The sequence below is a fragment of the Levilactobacillus tujiorum genome (genome assembly GCF_012641185.1).
Taxonomy (GTDB): Bacteria; Bacillota; Bacilli; order Lactobacillales; family Lactobacillaceae; genus Levilactobacillus; species Levilactobacillus tujiorum.
This window is the reverse complement of the sequence record NZ_JAAXLK010000001.1, coordinates 40,170-66,277: the sequence shown is the minus strand read 5'-3', so window position 1 is coordinate 66,277 and position 26,108 is coordinate 40,170. Positions and strand designations below refer to the sequence as shown.

The 26,108-nt window shown below is 49.6% G+C and carries 21 protein-coding genes; 3 read left to right on the top strand and 18 right to left on the bottom strand.

Features of this window, described 5'->3' with window-relative positions:
• Nucleotides 1-66: 66 nt before the first annotated feature.
• From HF569_RS00285 to HF569_RS00275, 3 genes are all read right to left on the bottom strand, one after another.
• Nucleotides 67-204 carry a hypothetical protein gene (locus HF569_RS00285; protein WP_168900876.1) on the bottom strand — a complete coding sequence of 46 codons (138 nt, stop codon included), beginning with the start codon at nucleotides 202-204 and terminating at the stop codon, nucleotides 67-69.
• 5 nt (nucleotides 205-209) lie between these two features.
• On the bottom strand, nucleotides 210-668 hold the full coding sequence (gene rplI / locus HF569_RS00280) for a 50S ribosomal protein L9 (protein WP_168850349.1): 459 nt from the start codon (nucleotides 666-668) through the stop codon (nucleotides 210-212).
• A 71-nt stretch (nucleotides 669-739) separates the two neighbouring features.
• Entirely contained in the window at nucleotides 740-2,755 is a 2,016-nt protein-coding gene (locus HF569_RS00275) for a DHH family phosphoesterase (protein WP_168900875.1), read from the bottom strand.
• A gap of 296 nt (nucleotides 2,756-3,051) precedes the next feature.
• Between HF569_RS00275 and HF569_RS12580 the strand changes: the two genes are divergently transcribed.
• The gene (locus HF569_RS12580) at nucleotides 3,052-3,813 is read left to right on the top strand and encodes a MerR family transcriptional regulator (protein WP_168900874.1); all 762 of its coding nucleotides are present in this window, start codon (nucleotides 3,052-3,054) and stop codon (nucleotides 3,811-3,813) included.
• A gap of 102 nt (nucleotides 3,814-3,915) precedes the next feature.
• Here HF569_RS12580 and HF569_RS00265 read toward each other — a convergent pair whose 3' ends face one another.
• From HF569_RS00265 to HF569_RS00255, 3 genes are all read right to left on the bottom strand, one after another.
• On the bottom strand, nucleotides 3,916-4,737 hold the full coding sequence (locus tag HF569_RS00265; RefSeq protein ID WP_232842516.1) for a hypothetical protein: 822 nt from the start codon (nucleotides 4,735-4,737) through the stop codon (nucleotides 3,916-3,918).
• Nucleotides 4,738-4,791: 54 nt separating this feature from the next.
• Complete coding sequence (locus HF569_RS00260; RefSeq protein ID WP_168900873.1) at nucleotides 4,792-5,073, bottom strand: helix-turn-helix domain-containing protein; 282 nt, start codon at nucleotides 5,071-5,073, stop codon at nucleotides 4,792-4,794.
• Between the two features lie 683 nt (nucleotides 5,074-5,756).
• Nucleotides 5,757-6,221: a VOC family protein gene (locus tag HF569_RS00255; protein WP_168900872.1), complete on the bottom strand. Its 465-nt coding sequence runs from the start codon at nucleotides 6,219-6,221 to the stop codon at nucleotides 5,757-5,759.
• Between the two features lie 564 nt (nucleotides 6,222-6,785).
• On the opposite strand from HF569_RS00255, the gene HF569_RS00250 reads away from it, so the two are divergent.
• A complete protein-coding gene (locus HF569_RS00250) occupies nucleotides 6,786-8,387 on the top strand; it encodes a peptide ABC transporter substrate-binding protein (protein WP_168900871.1) in 1,602 nt (533 codons plus the stop codon).
• A 118-nt stretch (nucleotides 8,388-8,505) separates the two neighbouring features.
• On the top strand, nucleotides 8,506-9,690 hold the full coding sequence (locus tag HF569_RS00245) for a metal-dependent hydrolase family protein (RefSeq protein WP_168900870.1): 1,185 nt from the start codon (nucleotides 8,506-8,508) through the stop codon (nucleotides 9,688-9,690).
• A 141-nt stretch (nucleotides 9,691-9,831) separates the two neighbouring features.
• On the opposite strand, the gene rpsR is transcribed toward HF569_RS00245, so the two are convergent.
• From rpsR to yaaA, 12 genes are all read right to left on the bottom strand, one after another.
• On the bottom strand, nucleotides 9,832-10,068 hold the full coding sequence (gene rpsR, locus HF569_RS00240) for a 30S ribosomal protein S18 (protein WP_045807732.1): 237 nt from the start codon (nucleotides 10,066-10,068) through the stop codon (nucleotides 9,832-9,834).
• Between the two features lie 28 nt (nucleotides 10,069-10,096).
• Nucleotides 10,097-10,663 carry a single-stranded DNA-binding protein gene (gene ssb / locus HF569_RS00235; protein WP_168900869.1) on the bottom strand — a complete coding sequence of 189 codons (567 nt, stop codon included), beginning with the start codon at nucleotides 10,661-10,663 and terminating at the stop codon, nucleotides 10,097-10,099.
• A gap of 41 nt (nucleotides 10,664-10,704) precedes the next feature.
• Complete coding sequence (rpsF, locus tag HF569_RS00230) at nucleotides 10,705-11,001, bottom strand: 30S ribosomal protein S6 (protein ID WP_168900868.1); 297 nt, start codon at nucleotides 10,999-11,001, stop codon at nucleotides 10,705-10,707.
• A gap of 208 nt (nucleotides 11,002-11,209) precedes the next feature.
• Nucleotides 11,210-11,359 (bottom strand): hypothetical protein, encoded by a 150-nt coding sequence (locus HF569_RS00225; protein WP_168900867.1) that lies wholly within the window; start codon nucleotides 11,357-11,359, stop codon nucleotides 11,210-11,212.
• The gene (locus HF569_RS00220; RefSeq protein ID WP_168900866.1) at nucleotides 11,356-12,192 is read right to left on the bottom strand and encodes a helix-turn-helix domain-containing protein; all 837 of its coding nucleotides are present in this window, start codon (nucleotides 12,190-12,192) and stop codon (nucleotides 11,356-11,358) included. The genes HF569_RS00225 and HF569_RS00220 overlap by 4 nt, the downstream gene beginning before the upstream one ends.
• Nucleotides 12,193-12,494: 302 nt before the next feature.
• Nucleotides 12,495-14,672, bottom strand: coding sequence for a BspA family leucine-rich repeat surface protein (locus HF569_RS00215; protein WP_168900865.1), 2,178 nt, complete (start codon nucleotides 14,670-14,672; stop codon nucleotides 12,495-12,497).
• 320 nt (nucleotides 14,673-14,992) lie between these two features.
• Nucleotides 14,993-16,963, bottom strand: a complete 1,971-nt coding sequence (locus HF569_RS00210; protein WP_168900864.1) for a BspA family leucine-rich repeat surface protein — start codon at nucleotides 16,961-16,963, stop codon at nucleotides 14,993-14,995.
• A gap of 362 nt (nucleotides 16,964-17,325) precedes the next feature.
• Nucleotides 17,326-19,827, bottom strand: a complete 2,502-nt coding sequence (locus HF569_RS00205) for a BspA family leucine-rich repeat surface protein (RefSeq protein WP_168900863.1) — start codon at nucleotides 19,825-19,827, stop codon at nucleotides 17,326-17,328.
• Between the two features lie 187 nt (nucleotides 19,828-20,014).
• Nucleotides 20,015-22,495 carry a DNA gyrase subunit A gene (gyrA, locus tag HF569_RS00200; protein ID WP_232842518.1) on the bottom strand — a complete coding sequence of 827 codons (2,481 nt, stop codon included), beginning with the start codon at nucleotides 22,493-22,495 and terminating at the stop codon, nucleotides 20,015-20,017.
• Between the two features lie 78 nt (nucleotides 22,496-22,573).
• Complete coding sequence (gene gyrB, locus HF569_RS00195) at nucleotides 22,574-24,520, bottom strand: DNA topoisomerase (ATP-hydrolyzing) subunit B (protein WP_168900861.1); 1,947 nt, start codon at nucleotides 24,518-24,520, stop codon at nucleotides 22,574-22,576.
• Between the two features lie 3 nt (nucleotides 24,521-24,523).
• Nucleotides 24,524-25,678: a DNA replication/repair protein RecF gene (gene recF, locus HF569_RS00190; RefSeq protein WP_168849356.1), complete on the bottom strand. Its 1,155-nt coding sequence runs from the start codon at nucleotides 25,676-25,678 to the stop codon at nucleotides 24,524-24,526.
• Entirely contained in the window at nucleotides 25,678-25,905 is a 228-nt protein-coding gene (yaaA, locus tag HF569_RS00185; RefSeq protein ID WP_168849355.1) for a S4 domain-containing protein YaaA, read from the bottom strand. The genes recF and yaaA overlap by 1 nt, the downstream gene beginning before the upstream one ends.
• Nucleotides 25,906-26,108: the final 203 nt, after the last annotated feature.

Below are 26,108 nucleotides of genomic sequence, written 5' to 3'. Positions count from 1 at the left end.
ATCCTACAAATACATCAACTTCGCCGCGGCCACTCAACATCCGTCGCGGGCCAACCAGCAATTCTATTAAGACACCCATTTTACCATGTAACCACCGACTAGGTAAACTTCCCCGGCTTGAATCCGACCATACTCTAGCACAAACGCCGTCAGGCCACTATTTCCACCAAAAAAGATCGCCACCACAACGTGACGATCCTTCATTTTCATTATTTTTGTTTAGCGGCCACGTGCACGCGAATCTTGGCGGTCACATCGCTATGGAGCTTCACCGGCACATTGGTGTAACCCAATGACCGGATCGGTTCTGGGAGTTCAACCTTGCGCTTATCAATCTTTAAATCAAATTGCTTCTGCAAGGCTTGAACGATTTGCTTACTAGGAATGGACCCAAACAAGCGACCATCTTCCCCAGCCTTCGCAACGATCTCAACGACCGTCTTATCGTTTTCCAAGTGCTTTTGCAGGTCTTTCGCTTCGGCCAAATTCTCAGCCTCACGCCGTTCTTCGGCTTTGCGTTCACCCTTCAACTGGCTCATCGCCGCCTGATTGGCTTCCTTAGCCAATCCGCGCTTGATCAGGAAGTTTTGGGCGTAGCCATCAGGAACATTCTTGATTTCACCGCGTTTACCCTTACCGCGGACATCCTTCATAAAAATGACTTTCACGTCGGTCACTCCTCACTTATAATTCAATGCTATCTTCAATCCTACGCCGAAACACCAGTAGAAGCAATTAACTATTTGTCAGCTTCAACCGGTTCGTCGGCCGAATTGAGAATGTCTAACAATTGCTGCTTAACTTCGGCGACCGATTTATCACTGATTTGTGTGGCCGCATTGGACAGGTGACCACCGCCACCCATGTCTTCCATGACCAATTGGACGTTAATCTCGCCCAACGACCGCGCGGAGATTCCAACACGCCCATCGGCCCGTCGTGTAATGACAAATGATGCGTCCACACCGGACATATTCAGGAGATCATCGGCTGCCTGGGCCGCCGTCACGGGATCATAGGTCTGATCTTCCTCACCAGCAATCAAGGCCATGTCTTCATTAACGAACTCAACCATCTCAATCAGGTGATTGCGTTGCAGGTAACTATCGACATTTTCCTTCATGTACTGCTGCATCTCAATGGAATCGGCGCCGGCTGACCGCAAGTAACTAGCGGCATCGAACGTCCGCGTCCCGGTCCGCAGTGAGAAGTGCTTCGTATCCACGAAGATCCCCGTCAGCATGGCCGTTGCTTCCAACTTGTTGATCGGTTCGCCCTCTTGGGACTGGTATTCAAACATTTCCGTAATCAACTCACACGTTGAGCTAGCGTACGGTTCAATGTAGACCAGTAACGGATTCTCGGGAAATTCTTCCCCCCGCCGGTGATGATCAATGATCATGACCCGGTTCTCCAAGCGGTGGTACAGCTCAGCAGAAATTGAAATGGACGGCTTCGAGTGGTCCACCATCAACAGCATACTCTGGGCGGTCGCCTTCTCCAAAGCTTCTTGGGGCGAAATAATCGCCGCATCAATATCCGGATAATCTTTTAAGTTATCCAGCAACCGTTGCACGTCGGAGTGGACGGTCTCTTTATCCAAGACGATCCAACAGGTCTTATGATTCATCTTGGCAATCCGGCGAATCCCCAGGCAAGCCCCTAACGAGTCCATATCTGGTTGGGTGTGCCCCTGAACAAAGATCTGATCGGACTCGTTCATCAATTCTTGTAGCGCCTGCGAAATCATCCGCGCCCGCACCCGCGTCCGTTTCTCCATCGGGTTGGTCTTCCCGCCATAGTACCGGGCCTCTTGATCAGCGGCCTTCACCACGACCTGGTCCCCACCACGACCGAGCGCCAGATCCAAGTTACTCTGCGCTTGATCCGCCAACTTATTCAGATTAGGGTCGCCATAAGCAATCCCAATACTCAATGTCAGCGGGAAGTTCTGCTTTGAGGTGGTCTCCCGAATGGTGTCCAGGATCTTAAACTTATCCGCTTCGATCGCCGCTAACGACTTGGCATAGGCCAGCACGAAGTAATGGTCATCATCCAACTGCTTTAAGTACATATCAAACTGCTGAACCCAGGCCGATAACTCATTGGTCACGTAATTCCGCAGATTGGAAATATCTTGGTCGGTCATTGATTGTGTCACTTCATCATAGTTATCCAAGAAGACTTGTCCGATGGCAATCTTTTCATTGTCATACTGCTCTTGAATCAACTGATAATGCGTGATGTCGTAGAGGTAAACGGCATGAAAATCCGGCTCCACAAACAGCGTAAACCGCTTGTCACGCCACTTCACCGTCGTCATCGTCTTCGGCGTCGTATCGTTAATCAATTTAGCCAGCTCGGCATCCACGTCATTGATCGACCGACTGAGTACGTCGGTATCACCAAAGTAGTGTTGTAGGTAAGGATTAACCCATTCCACCTGATCACTATCGCCCAGAATCATGACGCCCGGTGGCATCCGCAACAGGGCTTCCTGTTCTCCCTGTTGAATCCGAAAGGACAGATCGGAAATGTACTGCGTCGTATCGTCGCCAATTTCTGCCATAGTATTGAACACCATGAGCGTGGCGATCCCGACCAGAACCAGGACCACAATCCCAAAGACCCAGTTCAGCAAAAACGACAGGACAATTCCAAGAATGGCCAGAGCAGCCGTCATGATAGCGATGCCGCGCAGACGTCGGTTCTGTAAGAACTCGGGTATGTTGGCTCGCGAAAATATTTTTTTCATTTTGCTCCTCATCTGATTCATCTGGAAAAATTCGTTTTGGCACCGCCAGCACGGCCTTACCGTGGACGAGTCAAAAGTGACAAATAATACCTATATTTTATCACACTACCCGTTAATCACAAAATATGCTTGCCGCAAGAAACCGCGACACGGCGCGGTTGTCTAGTATTTATGAGGTTCCATCATCTCAATTTTCAACATCTGTGGTAAAGCGCTGCCATTTCAAACTAAGGACTTGACCTTGACGTAACGAGAACCCTTATAGTAAGTTCTAAGCAAGAAAGGAGGCAATTGCCGTGGCCTACAGCATCCAAGAATTGGCCAAACTCGCCGGCGTCAGTACGCGAACGCTCCGCTATTATGATCAAATTGGGTTGCTTCCCGCACAACGCCAGGCGGAAAATGGCTACCGAACCTATTCCCCAGCCGCTGTCGATCAGCTGCAGTTTATTCGCTACTTCCAGGAATTCGGTTTTAGTCTTACCCAGATTCGAGACTTACTATCGCAGCCTCAAGCCGAACAACTCGAAGCATTAACTGAACAACGCAGGCAATTGCAGGCCCAACGCGATCACCTCACTGACTTGCTGAATACCCTGGACCGCACCCTAGCGGCCCATCACGGAGGTCCTAGTATGTCAGATACCGAAAAATTTGCCGCTTTCAAGCAGCAACAACTCACCGCTAATGAACAGCAGTTTGGCGCAGAAGTTCGCCAACGCTACGGTCAAGAAGCGTTTGAAACCAGCCAACAAAAATTTGCCAATCTCAGCTTAACCGACTATCAGGCGATGCAGGCGACCGAACAGCAGCTGTTCGCCCGACTCAAAGCGGTCGCCGATTCTGGTGATATTGATCAACCACTCGCCCAAGAAGTCTATGAGCTCCACCGGCGCTGGTTGTGTTTCACGTGGAACAATTACTCGGCAAAGACGCACCGGGGCCTCGCCCAACTATATTTGGCCGACGAGCGCTTTGCCAACTACTACAACGAACACGTCGGTCGCACGAATGCGGCTACAACCTTAGTGGCCATCATTCAACGATACGCCCATTAAGGGACTCGGAGCGCCGGGAACTTTCCCGGCGCTCTTTTTACGTTTCAATCGATACTATTCAAAAGGGCACTCCATCTCTGGCGTGTCCTTCATTACTATCTGTTAGTCCAAGCCCCATTCGGCAGACCCAGCGAAGTATGGTTTCGCATTAATCGTATAGTTCACCCAGGAAGCCGCCGTATCGTAAGTATCGTCAATCGGTGTGTAATTCTGTTGTTGTCTTCCCAGTTGCTTAATCGTCAGCCGGTAGTGATGCTTACCTATCTTCCGATCTGCGAAGCCCTTCAGTGGCCGCTTGTAATCAATCGTATAGGTGGTCCCCCGCTTAGTCAATTTAGAAATCTTGACTGTATCTGTGGGCTTAACCTTCGCAAAATCTCCGTCAGCCGTCGGAAGCATCCAATGCTCGTCGATCTTCGCCAACTTCGCCTTGCTGTAGGTCTGCAGATAGTTGTCCAAGGTTACCAGTATCACTGGCGAGTAGGTCGGCCGATTTATCCACGCCGTTGACATTACAAAGCCCTTGCCTTGCCGCAAAAGCTGCGTTCGAATTGGTGCCCGCAACGTCTTAATGTATTTGAAATTCTTAGTGTTAAATCGAATAAACTTCCGGCTATAGGTGACCCGCTTCACCTTCGCATAGTGCACGTCCCCCAACGTAAAGGTGGCATACTCCTTAAAAGTCTTGCCCCGCGTCTCAGTCTCATTCACCGCCAGTAGCCGGTTTTTCTTGATATGAATCGTCTTGTACCCCGTCTTGGTCTTTTCCTTGGCGCCAATCGTCATGGCCCGTTTGGTACGGACATAGGTCGTGTACTCCGGCAAATCCTTAGTCTTCGTTGCCGCCTGAGCCGTCGTGAAACCGCTGATGACAGCGATAAGCGCGATAGTTAGACTTAGTCCCCACTTCGTTAGTCTTTTCATATGATCTCCTCCTACCGCCATTTTATACTTCTATTCGCTGGAAGGAAACCACCGCTAAATAAATTGAATCCTTAACTGTTTATGTGTCTTTTGAGCAATATCTGCCAATGTCTTATTACTAGCCGTCACGGTTCCCGCCTCAATCCTAGCAACCGTTGACTGTGGCTTATCGATCAATTCCGTAAACGCTCGTTGTGAAAGACCTAAGCTATCCCGTAAGCTTTTGATGGCAACGGCAATTTCCAAATCAACCTCGGCTTGATCATAAGCTTGTGCAAACGTTGAACTCGTTGTTTTTCTGGCTTGAATATAATCGTCGATACGCTTTAAAGTCATTAGTGATCATTCCTTCTAGTTCTATTAAAGAAAAATAGCTCATCAGTGGTTATTCTTACGTTGACTATCACGCCAGCGAATCACGTTACAAGATAATCCTAAATATCAGGCCAGTAATATAAAATATTCTATATCCATAAATACATTGACGGTTAATCTCTTCCTATGTCATACTCCTGTTAAGATGATACCAGTATCCTCGATTCATCCCCAAAACGAGAAGGACTGATTGGTCTGTGGAAAACTTAGCAGTACTGCCTCTAATCATCATACTAATTGCTTGGATGTTCAGGCGTAAGGTAAACAACTTTTACATGAAACACCGGTCCTTTTTCAATAATATCTGGGTAAACATCGTCACTTTTGGAATATGTACCACTACCCTGATGCTCGTCCAATTCAGGATCAATCTTTTCAGTGTAGCAACGCTACTCACCATAAATATCCTGGTTGATACTTGGCTGATTCTCAAACCACAAGATCATGAAAAGTCATAGTTCTACTCGCGGTACCACCTAACATACCGGTCGAGCATAACCTAGTTTACGTTTAGCTACTTCCACTCAAAAGCCGATCTTTTTCAGAATTGCATTAAGTTCTGAAAAGGCCGACTTTTTTGTCATTATAGTACTAAAGCGTAAGGCACAAGGCCGTCTATTACGTTTAACTGGGAACTAAGCAACTTACGCATTAGGATCCTGTATCTGACTCCACGGCATCACATGCAACATCCACGAGATCCCATATTTATCGGTGAAGTGGCCCATCTTGCCGCCCCAAAATTGCTGTTCAAACGGCATATCAATCGCGACCGTTCCGGATTCACTGACCCGTTGGTAGAAGTCTTCGGCCGCTTGGGCACTAGCTGAATCATCCGCATTGATATCCAAGATCATGTCGATCTGATTCGTCGGTTCTGGCTTGCCACGAAAGGCATCAGCACACTGAAAACTCATCCCGAGAATGCTAAATCCAGCGTGGATAGTGATGTCGTCGAGCGCTACGTCTGCCGGCAAGCCAAACTGCTTTGCTTGCGCTTGATCGGGACTAAAGCGATAAATATCAGTGGCGCCAAAGACCTCTTGATAATAGGTCAATGCTTCTTTGGTGTTCTCAAATGAAATGCTAGGAATCAATCGCGATTGCATGGTCAACCATCTCCCTGATTTGAATAGCCTAAGTGTACCAAGCGCGACGCTAAACTACCAACAGTTACCCTCAATTTCAAAAATGTTTCATGTGAAACACTAAGATTGGCCCGATCCACCAAACATTTTTTTAATTTTACCGTTGACATTCCCATTTTCAGTGCTAAACTAGCAATCATTAACAATTGATTAGAAAATTAAAAAGTGATGATGAAGTCCAGTAGCGCAGGTCAATCCTTGTTAGCGAACCCGGTCCAGTGCAAGCGGGTCAAGGTTGCCAGCGCGAACATCCCTTCGGAGCTGTTTGCTGAAATCAAAGTAAGTCTATACCGGTAGCAACCGTTATCAATGCAGTGAATCGCGAGTGTGAGCCGTCTTTCAGAGAACCTAGACTCTGGAACCGTCCCTCTAGGAAGCTCGCCGTTCATGGATAGCGCTACTTTTTGAGTAGCAAAAATAAGGTGGTACCGTGCAGACTGCGCCCTTACGGAGAATTTTTTCCGTGAGGGCGCATTTTTTATTTCAGGGTATTTCTAATCAATTGATGATCTAGGAGGTTTGTCTATGAAACATCTTGCTTTAACCGCACCGCTAGCCCTACTCTTACTCGTCACACTGAGTGGCTGCGGCAATGCTGCCGGTAACACCACGAAAAACCGTACCCTCAACGTCACTTTGCCTAGCGAACCCGCGACGGCCGACCCTAACAAGTCGACAGACACCAACAGCGGCAACGTCATTTCCCAGACGATGGAGGGACTGTACACCTACGATCGCAGCGGCAAAATTGTCGCTGGCGTCGCCACTAAGGTGGTTAAGCCGTCTAATCACGGCAAGACCTACACCTTTAACCTGCGGCACAACGCTAAATGGGCCAACGGGCAGGCCGTCACCGCCCAAGACTTCGTGACCTCCCTGCGCCGGTGGGTCGACCCTAAGACCAAGGCACAGTACGCCAATAAGCTTTCCGCCATCAAAGGATACGCTGCCATCCAGAACGGCAAGGCTGCTACATCAACATTTGGCGTCAAGGCGCTCAGCAAGACCAAGCTTCAGATCACCCTGAGTAAAGCCGTTCCCTATTTCAACGACCTCGTTTCCGACTACTACCCCTTAAACACCGCAACTGTGAAAAAATATGGTCAGAAATACGGGTCCAGCGCTGAAAAAACGATAAGCAACGGCGCCTACAAGCTCGTGGGTTGGACCGGCAGTAATTCATCCTGGACTTACGTGAAGAATCCTCATTATTGGCACGCCAAGAGCGTCAAAATCAAGCGCGTCAAGGTCAACGTAACCAAGGACGAGAATACCGCCGCCAACCTGTTCAAGAGCGGTAAAATCCAAGAAACCACGGTCAGCAGTCAATACGTCCGGGCTAATGCCAACGATCAAGAACTTCATAAAACCTTGCAGGGGCGCCTGCAATACCTCTACGTGAACAGCAAGAAGACGACCACTAACTCTGAGGATCTGCGGCAGGCCATTTCCTACGTCACCAACCGCGAGACGTTGACTAGTAAAGTCCTTCAGGATGGCTCTAAGCCCGCTCTTAGCGCCGTACCACGCGGTGATCAAGCCAACCCTAAGACTGGCGAGGACATGGCGACTCAACTGGGAAATCTGTTGCCAACCGATGAAGCCAAGGCCAAAGCTTATTGGGCCAAATATCTAAAATCAACTGGTCAAACTAAAGTCACTCTGAATCTACTGACCGACGACACCGATGATGACAAACATGTCGGCGCCTATCTCCAATCTGTAATGGAGAAGAATTTCAAAGGTTTGACGGTCACCACCACGTCCATTCCCCACGCACAACACGTGGCTCGCGACTTCGCCGGCACTTTCGAACTCAACCTGACCGGCTGGTCGACCAACTTGTTAGATGCTTCAGACTTCTTAAATCTCGCCGCCAAAGGCAACACGGTCAACTTTACCGGTTGGCAGGACGAGCCGTTTAACACGCTGCTTGCCAAGGCCGAAACGCAGACTGGCTTAGCGCGCTACAACACCTTAATGGACGCCAACCGGCGACTCATGGCAGTCAAGGGCTACATTCCACTCTACCAGCCTTCCCAAGCCAAACTTGTCAGCAAAGACGTTGGTGGGCTAAAAGACACGTTACTCCACGCCGCCCAGTATAAGTACGCGTACTGGAAGTAAAGAGTGGAGCTAGCCGGTTAGATTCTGAGCATTAACGTTATCAGACGATCCATTTTCCAACGATTTCTAATCTCACGACAACAAATCATAAACTCATACAAATTCAGGAGGTATTCTTATGACCAAAACCACTTTCTTTAATTTCACACTATTCGATGGCACTAACGACCAGAATCAGCCTGATGCCTGGTTCACTGTTGATGATGCTTCGGGCAAGTTGGTCGACCGTGGGCAGGGCACGCCTGCAGCCGCTGACACCCGCGTCGATCTTCAGGGTCAGTATGTCATGCCGGGGTTCATGAACGTCCACGTTCACATCACCGCCGATACACAGGCACTTCAGGGCAAAGAACACTCCGAAGCCGAGGCCGGCGTGCTTGCCTTTACTAACCTTCAAGCCCTGCTCAAATCCGGCGTCACTTACGTCCGTGGCTGTGGCACAGGCTACGATGCCGATGTCAAACTCAAAAAGCTACAACGCGCTGGTCAGTTGCCCCACACGCCACACATGTTAACTTCCGGCAAGGCCTTCTCCATGACTGGTGGTCACGGCGATTCACCTCATGGCGGCCACGCTGTTGACTCTCCCGATGAAATGCGTAAGGCCGTTCGAACTGCATTTAAGAACGGGGCCGAAAGTATCAAGGTCATGGCTACCGGTGGCGTTATGACCCCCAACGACTTCATGGAAGATGCCCAACTTTCCGTGGCCGAAATGCACGTTGCCGTGGAAGAGGCCCACCACAAACGGCGCGTTGTCGCTGCCCACGCCGAGGGGAACCCCGGCATCCAGAATGCCCTCGATGCCGGCGTCGACTCCGTGGAACACGGCTTCTACGTCACCGAAGCCGAGGCGAAGCAGATGGTCAAACAGGGAACCTTCCTCACCCCCACGTTGATCGCTGAATGGGTGATCCCCGAACAAGGCCATGGCGTGCTTCCCGACTGGGAGGTGAAGAAGGCCGCTGACGCGTTGGACGATACCTATGTCAACATGAAACGGGCTTTCCAGCTGGGCGTCAAGTTCACCTGTGGGACTGATGCCGGAACCCCGTTCAACGGCTTTGATCTCACCCCCAAGGAGTTCGGCCTTTTAACCAGACTGGGGATGACCCCCGCACAAGCGTACCAATGTTCAAGCTTAAATTCTGCCGCACTGATGGGGGTGGATCAGGAATACGGGACTCTCGAAGTTGGCAAATTTGCTGATTTCCAAGTCCTTAAGGCTGATCCCCTCGCTGATACCGCGGCCGTAGTTCAGCCCGACAAGCAGGTCTACTTGGGCGGTCATCGCGAATTCTAATTAACTACAAAGCAATGCCCACGCACGGGATCCGACCCCTGGTGCGTGGGCATTGCTTTTTGTGGGTAATCATATCTCAAAGGCCAACCCAAAATTTGACCGAAAAAAAAGACCAACACCGAAGTGTCAGTCTTCAAATTACTAGTCTTCGCTAACGAATGGCATTAAGCCCATGATCCGTGAACGCTTGATAGCAATGGTTAACTTACGTTGGTTCTTGGCACTAGTACCAGTTACCCGGCGTGGTAAAATTTTACCCCGTTCGGAGATGAACCGACGTAATAAGTCAGTATCCTTGTAATCAATGTATTCGATGTGGTTGGCTGCAATAAAGTCAACCTTACGACGGCGACGGCCGCCACGACGTTGTCCTGCCATGAGAAATTCCCTCCTCGTATTTTAGTTTTTAGAACGGTAAATCGTCATCGGAAATGTCAATTGAATCGCCGGTGTTCGCAAACGGATCAGCTGAGTTGTTCCCAGCATTGTTGCCGTTGTTACTTGGTGCGGGATTCGAGTTTTGCGAAGGGGCCGTCGAAGACGGATTCCCACTCGTAAATGGATTGGCATTTTGATTCTGATTCGATTGAGGAGCATTATTCGCTGGGTTACCGCCGTAGTTATTGTTGCCAGCATTGTTGTTCGCGTTGCGAGAACGTGGTTCGAGGAACGAAAAGTCCTCGACAACAACTTCGGTAACATAAACTCGTTGGCCCTGTTGATTTTCGTAATTTCGGGTTTGAATCCGGCCTTCAATCCCCACAAGGGAACCCTTGTGGAAGAAGTTCGCGAAATTCTCCGCAGATTTGCGCCAAATGACACAACTTACGAAATCAGCTTCCCGTTCACCAGATTTGTTGGTGAACCGCCGATCAACGGCCAAGGTAAACGTGGCAACAGCAGCACCGCCTTGGGTGTATCGTAAGTCAACATCCCGTGTCAGTCGGCCAGTTAGTACTACTCGGTTGATCATTGCTGAATAACTCCTCTCAAAATTAAAAGTTTAAAGTCAAATTAGTCTTCACGCTTAACGATCATGTGACGTAAGATACTGTCATTGATCTTGGATAAACGGTCAAATTCGTTCAATGCTGCATCGTCATTAGCGTTTAAAGTAATAACGTGGTAGATACCTTCGTTAAAACCGCCAATTTCGTAAGCAAAACGACGCTTGGACCAATCCTTTGAGTCAAGGATGTCAGCACCGTTATCCTTAAGCAACTTGTCGAAGCGTTCAACCAATGCGGTCTTTGCGGCATCGTCAAGATCTGGACGAATGATGTAGGTAATTTCGTATTTAGTAGTTTCCATGAATGTTACACCTCCTTATGGACTTCAGGCCCCCACTGCGATGCGGGAGCAAGGAGAGACTCTAGCGAAAGCCAGATACTCACAAGCTAGTAGTATAGCATAGAATAATTGGTTAAGCAAATCGGGGCCGACCGACGGGGTTGCCTTACGCTACATGACTTAACTCCGTAAAAAGTCGACTTCTATTTTTTATTTTTCAAATTTTTTCTCAGCGGTCCTCACCCTGACTTGATGCTTGCGGACTGCGCGGCGCTGGTTCACGCTTCTCGCCTTCATCAGTCCGTACCCGCTCCTCTACGCGCAAATTGGCGCGCATCATAAATAGTGCAGCTTGAATTGCCGCCCAATCACTCATCACTGTTCTATTCCTCCTGATAGCCAGTTTGTGGTCGCCCCCACGATGGCTGGCTGTAACGCCAGATAAACCTGCGCCAATATGTAATAGTCAGCGGCCAGCAAGCCCTCCGCTTGATGGGTGGTCGCCCAGTCAATGCCCTCCAATAAGATGGCTAATGCCTGTTGCGGGTGGCCCAATTGCAGGCACAGCTGCGCGTATTGCTGAAAGATCACGCCTAAACTCGCATTGCGATCAATCAGCCGATTCTCACGAATAATTTGCAACGTGCGCTCGAAGCTGGCGCAGTCAAATTGTTGCGTACTGGCAACCTGGATGTAATTTTCCATGGCCATCAATAACACTTCCAACGTCCGATAGCGCAGGGGGTGCTGTGGCATGATCATACTAAGTCCGGTACGAATGCGCTGTAACGCCGCCGGACCGTCTTGTGTGGTCCGATAGTACGCCCAACCGTCGTAATAGTAATAGCTCTTAAGATCCTCATCCGTTTGTAAGACCTGTAAGCGCCCTGGATTCTCCATATACGTCACCAGCTCGGCATACCGCTGCTGACGTGCTAGCCGGTGTACTTTACGACTAAACGACGGTAACCGTCGAATCGGAAAATCCCCGCCCAGTCCCTGTTCCAGGGGCAACCGGAGGCGTTCACAGAGACGTCCCAATAAAGTCGTATTGGGCACATGTTGCCCTTGCTCAATTTGCGCAATGGTCGCTGGCAAACAAATCCCTGCCGCGACCATTTCTTGAGAAAAACCCAAGGCTTGGCGCCGATGCTGCAAGTACTGTCCTATAACTGTGATTGCCGTCGCAAAACTCGTGATCGTGGTTGCCATTAGCCGCATCCTCCTCGTAAAGTCGTCAAAATTAACGCCCCCTGCGATAGTTGCTTTGAGCTTACCAAACTCAGCAAATAAAGTAAACACTTTTAACTATATACAATTATTTAAATAATCGGACAGAGCCCTTTATATAAATATCTTTATTTTAGGGCTATCAGTCACTTTCCCTCTCTGCATGGTCTGAAAATCATTTACCCCTTTGTCGTTATTGATAGCGTATAATACTGCAAATAATTGGTATAAATCATAAAACAAGGATCACCATTAGTGGTCGATCCCTGTTTCGTCGTATTCCTTTAGTTTTGCCGTTTGAACCAATTCAAGCCTAATAACGTTAATCCTAGTGCCCCGGCAACCACTGCTAGCCAGTTCTGCGGTTGCTCATTAGTCTGTGGCAACTTTGCCGACATAGCTTGAGATTGTTGGTGGGTTACCGGCTGCTGGGCTTGCTTTGGGACCGTCGTGTGGACCGCCACTTTCAGTGGGGTTCCTTGATTCGAGCCCTTTTGAACCGTCGCTGCCGCATGGCCCGTCACTACTTTCGCCGACTGACTCGTCTTATCCGTTGTTTCTTGGGCTGACTTTGGCTGAGGTTCCGTAGCCGATTGGCCATTGTCAACAATGGCATCGCCATCCCCAGCGGTTACAACATCACCATCACCCGCGGTATCGGTCCCTTGATCAGGTTCCGTCCCCGGATTCGTAGGATTATCAGGATTGGTCGGATTCCCCGTATCCGTTCCAGTGCCAGGATTATCTGGTGTCGTCTTCGCCACTGGCTGCCAAACGTAAGTATCAGCCATCGTGGCGCCATCATAACCAGTACTTAACTGTTTACTGGTAAAGGTGGCTCCCTTAGGATTAGCAATCGTACCACTACCTACCGCTTGCCAAAGACCCGTGTAAGCATCCGTCTTCGCAACAGCTGGCAAATTGGCATTGTCAGTCGTAGTAGCATCAGCATCACCAAGAATCATATCCTTACTGAGCGTTAATTCTTTAAGCGCTGTGGTTCCGGCCAATGCCTGATCTAGCGCCACACCTTCATCGCCAGCAGCAAGCTTGAACCCGGAAAGATCCAGTTTAGTTAAGCTCGCATTCTGATCAAACATATAGCCCATGTAGACAATCGGCCCCGTCTGCCAGCGACTCAGGTCCAGTCCGGTCAAAGCTGAGTCGCCTCTAAACATTTCTGCAAATTGCGTCCCGCTGGAGACATCCCAGTTACTGAGATCAAGCGTCGTCAGTTTTGGCAAGTCTTGAAAAGTCTGCACGAAATCTGTGACGTGACTGGTATCCCAATTTGCCACGTTCAAACTCGTCAAATTACTCATCCCATTAAACAGATTACTTAGGGACGTTAGGTGACTGGTATCCCAGCTACTCAAATCTAAGCTCGTTAGACTAGCATCCCCCTGAAAGAGATCCTCGAGGTCCTGCAGACTGCTGACGTTCCAATCCGCCGCGTCGACCGACGTCAGCGCACTATCGCCCACTAACATATCTTCCATGCTCGTGACGGCACTGGTCGTCTTCCCCAGTTTCAAGCTCGTCAATGAACGGTCCCGAGAAAAGGCATCACTCATATCCGTGACGTGGCTCAGGTCCCAGCTACTAAGATCGAGACTGGTCAAGCCACTTTGCTGAAACATCTGACTCATGTCCACGACTTGACTCGCATCAACATTCTCCAAGCCCTCAATTGTCTTTAAATTGGGGGTTTCCAAGAAAGCCATCCTAGAATTGGCGTTTAACACGACGGGTCCCGCAAAAACAATCTTAGTCACGACAGATTTATAAAACGCTGGGCTTATCCCCGCACCAAAAGTTCCGGCGGAGAAAGTCATGACCCCGTCACTGTCAAGCGTCCAGGGGCTGGTCCCAAATGTCCCCGATTTCACAATCGTCGGTGCTTTGACCGCAGCGTCCTCAGTCGCTGTATCTGTACGCAGCAGCGTCTGTGGACCCTGAACGCGCGCTAATCGTCCAATACCAACGCTCTCCTCATCGCTCGACTGTTTAGACGTGGTCTGCTCAGGCGCCGTGCTAGCCGCTTCTTTTGAGTTTTCTGGTGCACCAGTCTGTGGTGCGGGTGCTGGATCACTAGGCACAACTGGTTTAGCTGGCTCCTTTTCCTCCGATGTTGGCTGTGCTGGGTCGGTAGCGTCCTTGGCTGGCGCAGGTGCTGGTGTAGCTGGCTTTTCAGTCGCATCATTTTCCGTCTGGTCGCCCGTCTGTTGTTCATCGGAGGTTGTGCCCACCGACTGCGAGCCATTCGACAACGTCACCTTCTGGCTAGTCGTGTCATCAGTCACTGTCGTCTTGGATTCGGTCGCCGGCGTATCAGTATCGTTAGCCGTCGACGTATCCGCATAGGCCGTATCAACTTGGTACCCCAAACCAACGATAGCCCCCAAAACCACTAAGGTCGTCAACCTTTGCTTTGATTTATTCCCCAACTTTAAATCTTTCATGCGAATTCCCTCCAAACTTTATGTAACACTTCACGGTTTCTGTTACCATCAGTGTACAACCATCGCTCGCAAAAATCTAACAAATATAACTATTTGGTTCACATTTATTTACTTAATCAATCCATTCGTTGGAAGGATTGTTGTTTGTGCTGACATTTCCTGCTCCTCATCATCCCCATCCATCAGTTAGGGCTTAAGCGGTCAGTTCATTCAGCTAACTAGCTACCGGCCTTTTGACCCACACTTCGGCTATATCCAGTACGCAAAAAGGATCTGAGACTTCTGCCTCAGATCCTTACTCGGTCGAAATACCTATCAATTTAATCTTGACGTTTGAACCAGTTCAATCCCAACAAGCTTAAGCCAATGACACCCGCAATCGTAGCCAGCCAACTCGTGGATTTCTCACCAGTCTGTGGCAACGTCGCCGCTTGACTCCGCTGGTTAGTCTTCGTTCCTGGTTGTTGGGCAAGCTGAGTGGCCTTCGCTTGTTGATCCGGCTTAGCAAAGATGACCGTGACGGGTGCTCCAGACTTCGTGGTCCGCTGGCTGTTTACTGTGGATTTCGTCTTAGTTGACTTAGCATGCTTGGCGCTCGGCTTCCCATCAATCGTCGCACCATCGCCACCAGTGACGACATCAGCATCCCCGCCAGTTTCAGGAGCGGTTGTATCTGGCGTGGTGGGGTCAGTCGTATTATCAACATCTGGTGTCGTCGGATCGGTCGTGTTGCCTGTATCCGTCCCCGGATTCGTTGGCGTGGTTGGCTTAGGATCGGCCTTCTGCCAAACGTAGGTTCCAGCCATCGCAGCGCCATCATAAGTGGCCATTAATTCAGCAGCAGTATAGGTTGGACCATTAGGATGATCAACCGTCCCGGTACCCACGAACTGCCAGAGGCCGGTGTATTCGTCCGTCGGGGTAATTTCCGGTAGGCTTACATTATAGTCATAGCCAGGGTAGCCCACATTAGTTAAGTGGGTCTTCTCACCTAGAGTGAGCGTTTTAATCCCTGTTGCACCACTCAACTCGTCAGTAACAAACGTGGAGTTAATATTAGTTAAATCCAAATGCGTCAATTTTGTATCATTCTTGAACATCGACGAAACAAATCCAGTAAAGACCATATTTTCCAAATTAATAGTCGTTAGATTTGGCATATTAGCGAACGTCTCGATCATCCGACCATCTGACTCAATTTTCCAATTACTCAAATCCAGTGATGTGAACCCTGTCCCGTTAAACATAGCAGACATCCCACCAGCATGACTGACATCCCAATTTTCAGTATCAACGGAGGTTAACACTCTATCTCCTTCAAACATAGCGGAAAGATTCAAGGAGTAAGGATTCCCTATGTGGCCCATCTTCACACTCGTTAAGTGCATATAGTTTTCACCACCAAGTGAAAACTCTGGGGCGGCATTAGGGCCTTGGAACATCGCCAACATACTGTTCACGTGCGTCATATCCCAACTACTCAGATCAATACTTTCTAGCGCAAAGTTAAAGGCAAACATATTAGACATGATATTGACCGACGATGCGTCAACATTAGCTAAGCCTTCATACGACTTGACCTTAGTCCACTCATTGAATAGTGCATTACAATTCCACGGTAGAACCACACCACTATCAAAGACCACCTTGGTCACATTGTCCTTGACATCTTGCATCTCGGAACTGGCTCCTAAGGTACCGGCACCGATGGTCAAAATCCCTTGGTCATCCAGTTGCCAAGTACTAGTTCCCCAATTCCCAGTTTGAATACTTGGGGCTGGTGCTGCTCTCAACGTCATGCCCTTTTCCGGCGTATTCGCTGCTGGGGTGTTCACGTTAAGACTATCGTTGCTAGCTTGAACTTGCTTATTAGCATTGTTGACATCGCTTACATTTTCGTTAGTGTTACCCGGTTCTTGTGTGCCGCCTACGTTTCCATTACTCTGCTTCTCACCGGTATTGCCTTGCTGTCCCTGTGTCTCTTGACCTGATCCTTCTTCGCCTAATTCTCCGGTTTCTCCAGCAGGTTCTTCAGATTGTTGCTCATCACCTAGCTGCTCATTTCCTTCTGGTTGCACATTCGCTTGCGGACCAGCGATCTCGGCCTGATCACGCTGTGGATCATTGGCAGTGCCCGCAACTGCGGTATTCTCCGTTCCTGAATTATCGTCATTGTTAGGCTGAGTATCCGCCTGCGCCGTGTCTACTTGGTAGCCGACCCCGGCAATAACACCCAAGACGGCTAAAGTCGTCAATCTTTGTTTTGATTTATTCCCCAACTTATTAAGCATGACGCTACCCCTTTCTTATGTAACACTTCTCACATACTGTCTAAAGCCAGTATAGGACACATCGGCAAATATGTCCATATGCATTAACCATTAACATATTTTTTCATTTCCCATAAAACTAATGTAATAAAATAACGGTATCGCTCGTGAACGATTCGGTTATGAAAGCTACCTTACAAAATGCCTGCGCGTTGCGTGTTGGCAATGTTACGTTTTTTATTAACCATTAGCTAACTACTTTTTCACAACCAACGGTCACCACTAAGCCATGAAAAAAAGGGATTCTACCAGTTAGTAAAATCCCTTTACGATTATTTTTACATCTCGTTTTCAATTGATCTAAATCAAGCTACGCACGACTGCTAGTGCCGACGATACCACCAGCGACCTAGTCCCGCTAACAGCAGCGTTCCTAACACCACCAGCTTAGTCGCCGTCGCCTCACTAGTTGCCGGTAACTTTTGATTCTGAGTAGGTCTCTCTGAATGACCGGTCACTTGTGGTTGGGGACGACTATTGCTGACGGCGCTAGCCCCTTGACCACCACTCTCACCTTGCACCAGGTCACCCGCACCCCCAGCTCCCGTTTCGTCTGGGCCACCCGGTGCCGGCGGGGTAATTTCAGGTTCTGGATTGGGCTCTGGCGTCGGCAACGGATTGGGGCCAGGATTCGGGTCGGGCGTGGGCTGCGGATCTGGGTCGGGATTCGGTGTCACGATGGTCTTCTTCTTGAATACCAACCCCACTCTGGTGATCCCCGGACCATAGACGCCCGGCACGGGACCCATGCTTTTGACAAAGATATAATCTGCCAGCTCTGAGTCCAGTCCTTTCAAGAATTGGTCTAATTGGTACTGGGTGCCATATTCCCCTTCAAAGTTGCGGGGCGCCACAATCTTGCGGCCCGCTTCATCGACGTAGGTCACGTTAACCTGGCCCAGCTGCCGATAGAGAAATGTCAAAACTTGCGGCTCAGTCGTGAAGAGCCCTTGTGAGGGTAACGGCTCATCCACATGTAAGTGATAACCCTCGATCTCCGGCGGCGCAATCACAAAGGGCTGGCCCACCTTACCAATTTGCGTGTCATCCGGTCTGAGCTGCTGGCCTGCGTCATTAACAAACCGGAACGTGACACTCCCTAAGTCCGCGGCCGTTTTTAAATAATAGAGGGTCACCTTTTGCGGATTGCTTTGAAACGTCCCCGTTAAGGGCCCATCGGCCTTTTGATACTGATATCCCGCAACCTCTGTCTTAACCTCAAACGGGGTTCCCACAATTCCCGCTAGCTGTTGGGCGGGTTGGATCTCTTCGTTAGTGGTCAAATCCCGATAGGTCACGGTCACCGGCGCCGCTTGATAGACGCGGACGTAGGTATCCGCCATCGCCGCTGTATAAGTCGTTTCCAGCTCTTTTCCCGTTAGGATTCGGCCTTGCGGATGCGCGATGGTTCCCTGGTCCACCGCCTGCCAGAGGGTCGTGTCCAAGCCCACCGTATAACCATTGTCATCCTTTAGCTGCGTCTTAGTCCCTAATTTCAGGATCTGAAGATTGGGCATCCCGTTTAACATCAGCTCAACTCGGCCATCGGTCCAATAGCCCGAGCCACTACCCTGATAATCCAACTGCGACATATCAAAGCCCGCCAGATTAAGGATTTTCGCCTTTGACCGAATGAACATCTTCTGCATACTTCCCGCGTGTGACGTCTGCCAGCCATCCACCCGGATATCGGTGCAGCGACTCTCCCCAAACATTTGCTCGAAGTTAACCACGTTGCGGACATCCCAACGCGAGAGATCCAGCGTACTAGCGGCCGTTTGCGCAAACATCTGCTCCATCCGCTTCACCTGACTGACGTCCCACTGTTCAACTGCCAACTTACTTGCCGGCACGTAACGGAACATCATCGCCATATTGGTCACGTTCCCCGTTTGCCAGCCCGTGACGTTCAAAGTGGTCAAATAATAGCATCGCCAAAACATCTGCGTCATATTCGTGACCCGACTGACATCCCATGAGTGCAAGTCTAATGTGCGGAGACCGGTTCCCATGAACATCCCATCCATTCTCGTCACCTGACCCGTCTGCCAGTTAGATCCCAAACGCAAGTCGGTCAATTGACTATCCTCGCCGAACATCCATTGCATTGTTGTGACGTTGTCCGTCTTCCAGCCCGTCAGATCAAGCTTTGACAGATTACGCATACCATAAAACATGTTTCCCATATCGGTGACTTGACTAACGTCCCAGTGACGAAGATCTAAATCCGTCGCGCCACATTCACTGAACATTGATTCCGTCCAAGTTAAGGAAGACGTCTCCCACGTCCCAACCTGCAACGTCCTCAGCTTCGGTGTTCTTCTGAATAAATAACGCATCGCCCACACATGACTAACATCCCAAGTCCGTAAGTCTAAAGCCGTCAATTCTTCATCACCCATAAACATGCCATACATATTAGTGACCTGACTCGTATCCACGTTTTCAGTCCCTAAAAAACGCTGCAATTTTGGTAAATAGGAAAATAAGTCACCCGACATTTCGGGAAGGACCACTCGCCCAGTGAATTGAATTTCCTGAACCTGATCCTTATATTTCAGCCAATCCCCATTTCTCGCAAAGTTTCCCGCTTCAAACTTAAGCACGCCATCCTGCAAGGTCCACTTGCAGGTACCGGTTTGTCCCGTAATCACCTGACTATCCGCACTAGTATCGCTAGTAACCGTCTCCTGCGCGGTCGTCATCTCTGCTTGTGCCGGGGGCGTCGCCATGATTGTGCCCCAAACCACCATGCCAGTAAGTAGACCAACTTTAGTCATCGTTATTTTATGTGAACGCTTTCGTTTTTCTCGTTGCGGTTTCAAAATTTTCGCCTCCCATCAGCATTATCGTCGAACGATTACTATCCAAAACGAGTATACCGGGTCACTTTTATAAAAGCCACCAAAACCTTTTATAAATTAAATTATATACAATCGGATAATCAGGGCATAAGAAAAGACATCACCCATTAAGGCAATGTCTTCTTAATTTCACTAATGATCTAATTATTTAAGCTTCAGGTGCATCAGAATTCGGCGTTACAGAGGCTTCATCAGATGCCGGCGTTTCGTCCTTCGCCGCATCGTCAGTCGCGTCGTCACTGTCGTCTTCCTTGTCCACCTTGGCCATCGTCGCCACAGCGGTGTCGTCGCCCAAGCGGATCAGGTGAACCCCTAAGGTTGCCCGGCCCGTTTCGGAGACATCACTACCACTAAAGCGGATCATGACCCCCTTGTTGGTGACCAACATAATATCTTCGTCTCCATCCAAAGTCGTCAAACCAGCAAGTGGCCCATTCTTTTCGGTCACGTTAACGGTCTTAATTCCTTTACCGCCACGGCCCTTGATTGGGTATTCGCTAGCAGGCGTCTGTTTACCATAACCCTTTTCGGAAATGACAAACACGCGGCTCTGTGGTTGTAGGACACTGGCGCCGATCACGTAATCGTGGTCACGCAACCGAATTCCCCGGACACCGGTCGCTGAACGACCCATTGACCGGACATCCTTAGCTGCAAAGCTCACCGCATAACCTAAGTGCGTTCCGATGATCATATTGGCAGTGTCATCAATGATGTCAACGTCAATCAACTCATCATCGTCTTTCAGGTTAATCGCCTTTAGACCATTGCTCCGAATGTTAGCAAATTCGTCAACTGGCGTCCGTTTAACTGTTCCTTGAACTGTTGTGAAGAACAGGTCTTGGTTCGCGTTTTCACCCGGGTTAGCCACGTTAATGACGGCCTGCACGTGCTCATTGTTATTGATTCCCAATAAGTTAATAACCGGGATCCCTTTAGCCGTCCGACCGTATTCAGGGATTTCATACCCCTTCATGCGGTAGACCTTCCCCGTATTGGTAAAGAACAACAGCATATCATGCGTCGAGGTCGCCACGAGGTGTTCAATGAAGTCATCCTCATGAACGCCCATGCCTTGAACCCCTTTACCACCACGGTTTTGCGCCTTAAATTCGGATGTTGGCAAGCGCTTGATGTACCCATTATGGGTCAAGGAAACCACGACATCTTCTTCGGCGATCAAGTCTTCGTCTTCGAGACTCAAGACTTCACCGACCATCAATTCAGTCCGACGAGCATCGCCAAACTTGTTTTGAATTTCCATCAATTCGTCATAAATAATGGTCTGTTGCCGTTCTTTGGAAGCTAAGATGTCCTTGTAGTCCTTGATGTTCGCCATGACATCGTTGTATTCTTTTTCGACCTTTTCCCGTTCCAGACCGGTCAACCGAACCAGCCGCATATCCAAGATGGCTTGCGATTGCTTGTCTGACAGGCTATACCGGGTCATCAATTCATTCTTCGCCACTTCAGCGGTCTGTGACTGCCGAATAATGGTGATGATGGCATCGATGTGGTCGAGGGCAATCCGCAATCCTTCTAGGATGTGGGCCCGGGCTTCCGCCTTCTTCAGCTCGAACTGTGTCCGCCGCCGAATAACTTCCAACTGGAAGTCCAAGTAATACTGCAAAATGGCCTTTAAGCCCAACACTTTAGGCGCACCATTGACGATGGCTAACATGTTGATCCCAAACGAAGTCTGCATCAGCGTGAGCTTGTAGAGGTTATTTAAGATCACCTCAGCACTCGCATCGCGCCGGACGTCGATCACGATCCGCATCCCAGTCCGGTCGGTTTCATCGTTAATATCGGTGATCCCTTCGATCCGCTTATCCCGGGCCAATTCAGCGATCCGTTCAATCAGCTTGGCCTTGTTAACCATGTATGGAATTTCCGTGGCCACAATGCGTTGCTTACCGTTCTTTTCTTCTTCGATATCGACCTTGGCACGTAAGGTAATCGTACCCTTCCCGGTCTCGTAAGCCCGGCGAATCGCTGCCTTACCCATCACAATACCACCCGTTGGGAAGTCTGGTCCTGGCAAGACTTCCATCAGTTCAGCCAAACTGGCATCGGGGTTCTTCATCAAAATGTGTAACGCACTGATGACTTCCGTCAGGTTATGGGGCGGAATGTTCGTCGCCATCCCCACGGCAATCCCAGAAGCCCCGTTAACTAACAGGTTCGGGAAGCGTGACGGTAAGACAACGGGTTCCCGTTCGGACCCATCATAGTTGTCTTGAAAATCAATGGTATCTTTGTTGATGTCCCGCAGCATTTCCATCGCGATCTTACTCAACCGCGCTTCGGTATACCGCATGGCAGCGGCCCCATCACCATCGACAGAACCAAAGTTCCCGTGACCGTCCACTAACATGTAACGGTACGAGAAGTCTTGTGCCATCCGTACCATGGATTCGTACACCGCAGAATCCCCATGTGGATGGTATTTCCCGAGGACATCCCCGACCATCCGGGCAGATTTCCGGAATGGCTTATCGGGCGTAATCCCCAATTCATGCATATCATATAAAATCCGACGGTGAACGGGTTTCAACCCATCTCGCACGTCTGGCAAAGCCCGTTGCACAATCACACTCATCGCGTAATCCAAGAAGGATGTTCGCATGGTCTGTGAGAGGTCAACGTCGGTAATCCGACCTATATTACGATCTTGATCAGCCAAATTTTTACCCTCCGTTCTTCACTAAACATCCAACTCGGCGAAGGTGGCGTTTTCCTCGATGAATTCCCGTCGAGGTGCCACTTTATCCCCCATCAACATGCTGAATACTTGGTCAGCATTGATGGCGTCCTGCGCATCAACCCGCAACAACCGGCGATTTTCCGGCTTCATCGTCGTTTCCCAGAGCTGTTCGGCATCCATTTCACCTAGCCCCTTGTACCGTTGGATCTGTGGCTTAGGAGCGGGTGGCAATTGCCCTAACAATTCCTTCAATTCGTCATCGGAGTCCAAGTAGCGTTGCATCTTGCCTTGACGGACCCGGTACAGCGGTGGGCAAGCAATGTAGACGAATCCTGCATCCAGTAATGGACGCATGTAGCGGTAAATCAACGTTAACAATAACGTCCGAATGTGCGCGCCATCGACATCGGCATCGGTCATGATGATCAGCTTGTGGTAGTTAGCTTTGGAGACATCGAAGTCTGACCCAAAACCAGTTCCCATGGCCGTGAACATCGACCGGATTTCTTCGTTAGCCAAAATGCGGTCCATCGATGCCTTTTCAACGTTCAAAATCTTCCCCCGGATAGGCAGGATGGCCTGCGTCAACCGCGACCGTCCCTGCTTAGCAGAGCCACCGGCAGAATCCCCTTCGACGATGAATAATTCAGAAATTTCCGGATCTTTGGACGTGTTGTCGGCCAGTTTCCCCGGTAAATTCGAGATTTCCAAGCCACTCTTCTTACGAGTGACCTCACGAGCGCGTTTAGCCGCCACCCGTGCCTTGGAAGCCAGCGTCCCCTTATCCACCACTTTACGGGCAATATCGGGGTGTTCCATCAGGTAACGCATGAAGTGGTCCGCAAACGTGTGGTCCACGGCCGTCCGGGCATCGGAGTTCCCTAATTTAGTCTTCGTCTGACCTTCAAATTGTGGGTCAGGGTGCTTAACGGAAACGACGGCGGTCATGCCTTCACGCACGTCATCCCCGGTCAGATTAGGCTCATTATCTTTCATCAACTTGTTCTGACGCGCATAATCATTCACAACCCGCGTCAAAGCCCGTTTGAACCCTTCCTCATGCGTCCCACCTTCATAGGTGTGGATGTTGTTGGTAAACGTCAACAGGTTGTTGTGGTAATCATCCGTGTATTGCAGGGCAACTTCCACCGTGATCCCGTTTTCTTCACCTTCAACGTAGATTGGCGGTTCAAACAGCGTCGTTTTATTTTCGTTTAAATAGTCAACGTAGTGGCGAATCCCACCTTCATAGTGGAAATCATCCTCAGTTGGCGTTTCTGGGCGTTCGTCACGAATCGTGATTCGTAGGCCCTTGTTCAAGAAAGCGAGCTCGCGCACCCGGGTCGTCAACGTCTTAATATCAAACGTCGTCGTTTCCCTAAAGATATCTGGATCCGGCAGGAAATGGACGATCGTCCCGTGACGATCTGGGTCCAAGCCCTCTTCCATGACGTACATTGGCTTCTTCACGTGCCCCCGTTCAAAGGTAATCCCGTAACGCTTGCCGCCCCGGATAACCTGAACTTCTAGGTGGGTAGACAAGGCGTTAACTACCGATGCCCCCACCCCGTGCAGACCACCGGAGACCTTGTAACCGCCACCGCCGAACTTACCACCGGCATGAAGGATCGTGTAGACCGTTTCCAGTGCGGGCTTGCCCGTCTTCTTTTGAATATCAACTGGAATTCCCCGACCATTATCACTCACAGTGATACTATTGTCTTTTTCAACCGTGACGTGAATCGCATTGGCAAAGCCAGCCAACGCTTCATCAATCCCGTTATCGACAATTTCCCAAACCAAGTGATGGAGACCTTGGGCACTCGTGGAGCCGATGTACATCCCTGGTCGCTTCCGAACCGCCTCCAAGCCTTCTAGGACTTGAATTTGGCTGGCATCGTATTCTCTGGCTTGTTCTGCCTTTGTTTCGTGTTCTTTATCAGCCACTGATTAATCCTCCTTTGTTGCCGGATCGCCGGTTGAGGTCGATCCATCAGCCACCACAGTGCCACTCGCCACATGAAAAATGGTGGGGTCCTTGATCAGCTGGCGGGTAATCCCGCTCAGACTGGTGGTGGTAATAAACGTCTGCACTTTATCCTGAATTGCCTTGAGTAAATGCGTCTGCCGGGCATCGTCCAGCTCAGAAAGGACATCATCAAGTAATAAGACCGGATATTCACCGGTCTCTTCTTTCATGAGGTCAATTTCAGCCAGCTTGACGCTCAGCGCCGTCGTCCGCTGCTGACCTTGTGAGCCAAACGTTTGGACGTTCTTGCCATTAACGCGAAAATGTAGGTCATCGCGATGCGGGCCAACGAGGGTGGTCCCACGATACAGCTCCTTGGCTTGGTGCTCTTGGTAAAGTTGCGTTAAAGCCGCACAAATCGACTCCGGGTTCGTCAATTGATCCTCGGGAACCTGGGTCGCATAGTGAAACGTTAATTCTTCTTTTTGCTGTGAGATCTCGGCATGAATTGCCTGTGCCCAGTGCTCCAGCTTATGTAACATCCGCAGCCGCTGGGCAATGATCTCCGCACCATACGCGGCCAGTTGATCGGATAAGACCGACAGAAACAACAGGTCACGATTTTGCTTGTGCTGTAAATCCTTGAGGTACCGGTTCCGTTGCTTTAACAACGTCCGATACTGACTCAGATTGTACAAATAACGCGGGTTCATCTGACCAAACTCCATGTCCATGAACCGGCGCCGAATCGTCGGTGCGCCTTTAACAATGGCGAGATCTTCCGGCGCAAACAAAATCACGTTGAGCTGACCGACGTACTGAGACAGTCGCGCCTGCTCCAAGTGATTCACCTTCGCGCGCTTACCCTGCCGAGAAAAGGTCAATTCTAACGGCACCGTGCCGACCGCCTTCGCCACGCGGCCACTCACCTTGGCTGTCTTAGCTTGCCAATTAATGAGATCGTGGTCATTCGCCGTCCGGTGGCTCCGCGTTAAGGCGAGCACGTAGATCGCTTCTAATAGATTGGTCTTGCCCTGCGCATTTTCTCCTAATAACACGTTAATCCCTGGTCCTAACTTCAGATCAGCCTCAGGATAGTTACGAAAATGCTGCAGCTGCAGCTCTTGCAAATACATTATTCACCCTGCTTTGAGCGTATAAAAAATAATCCTGTACCAGGTACTTCCACTGTATCGCCGGGATACAGCTTGCGGCCACGCCGGTTGTCCGGCTCGTCATTGATATTGACGGTGTTTTCCCGCAAATACCACTTGGCTTGACCGCCAGTACTGATAATGGATTCTTCCTTGAGTAACTGGCCTAAAGTCATATAGGGCGTCTCAATGAAAACTTCTTTTTTCACAATTTCACCCCTTAATATTATTCTCTTCTATTATACCGCTTTTTAGGGAAAAGTACAGTTTATCAGCTTGATTTTTGGCTTCTCAGCCAATCTGAGCCCTTTTCGATATTTTTGGTAAAAAACCGGTAAATTTGCTCAAATTCGAAAATAACGGCCTTATAACGATTTATTTGTTTTTTCAACCGTTTTTTCAGGCTCACTTG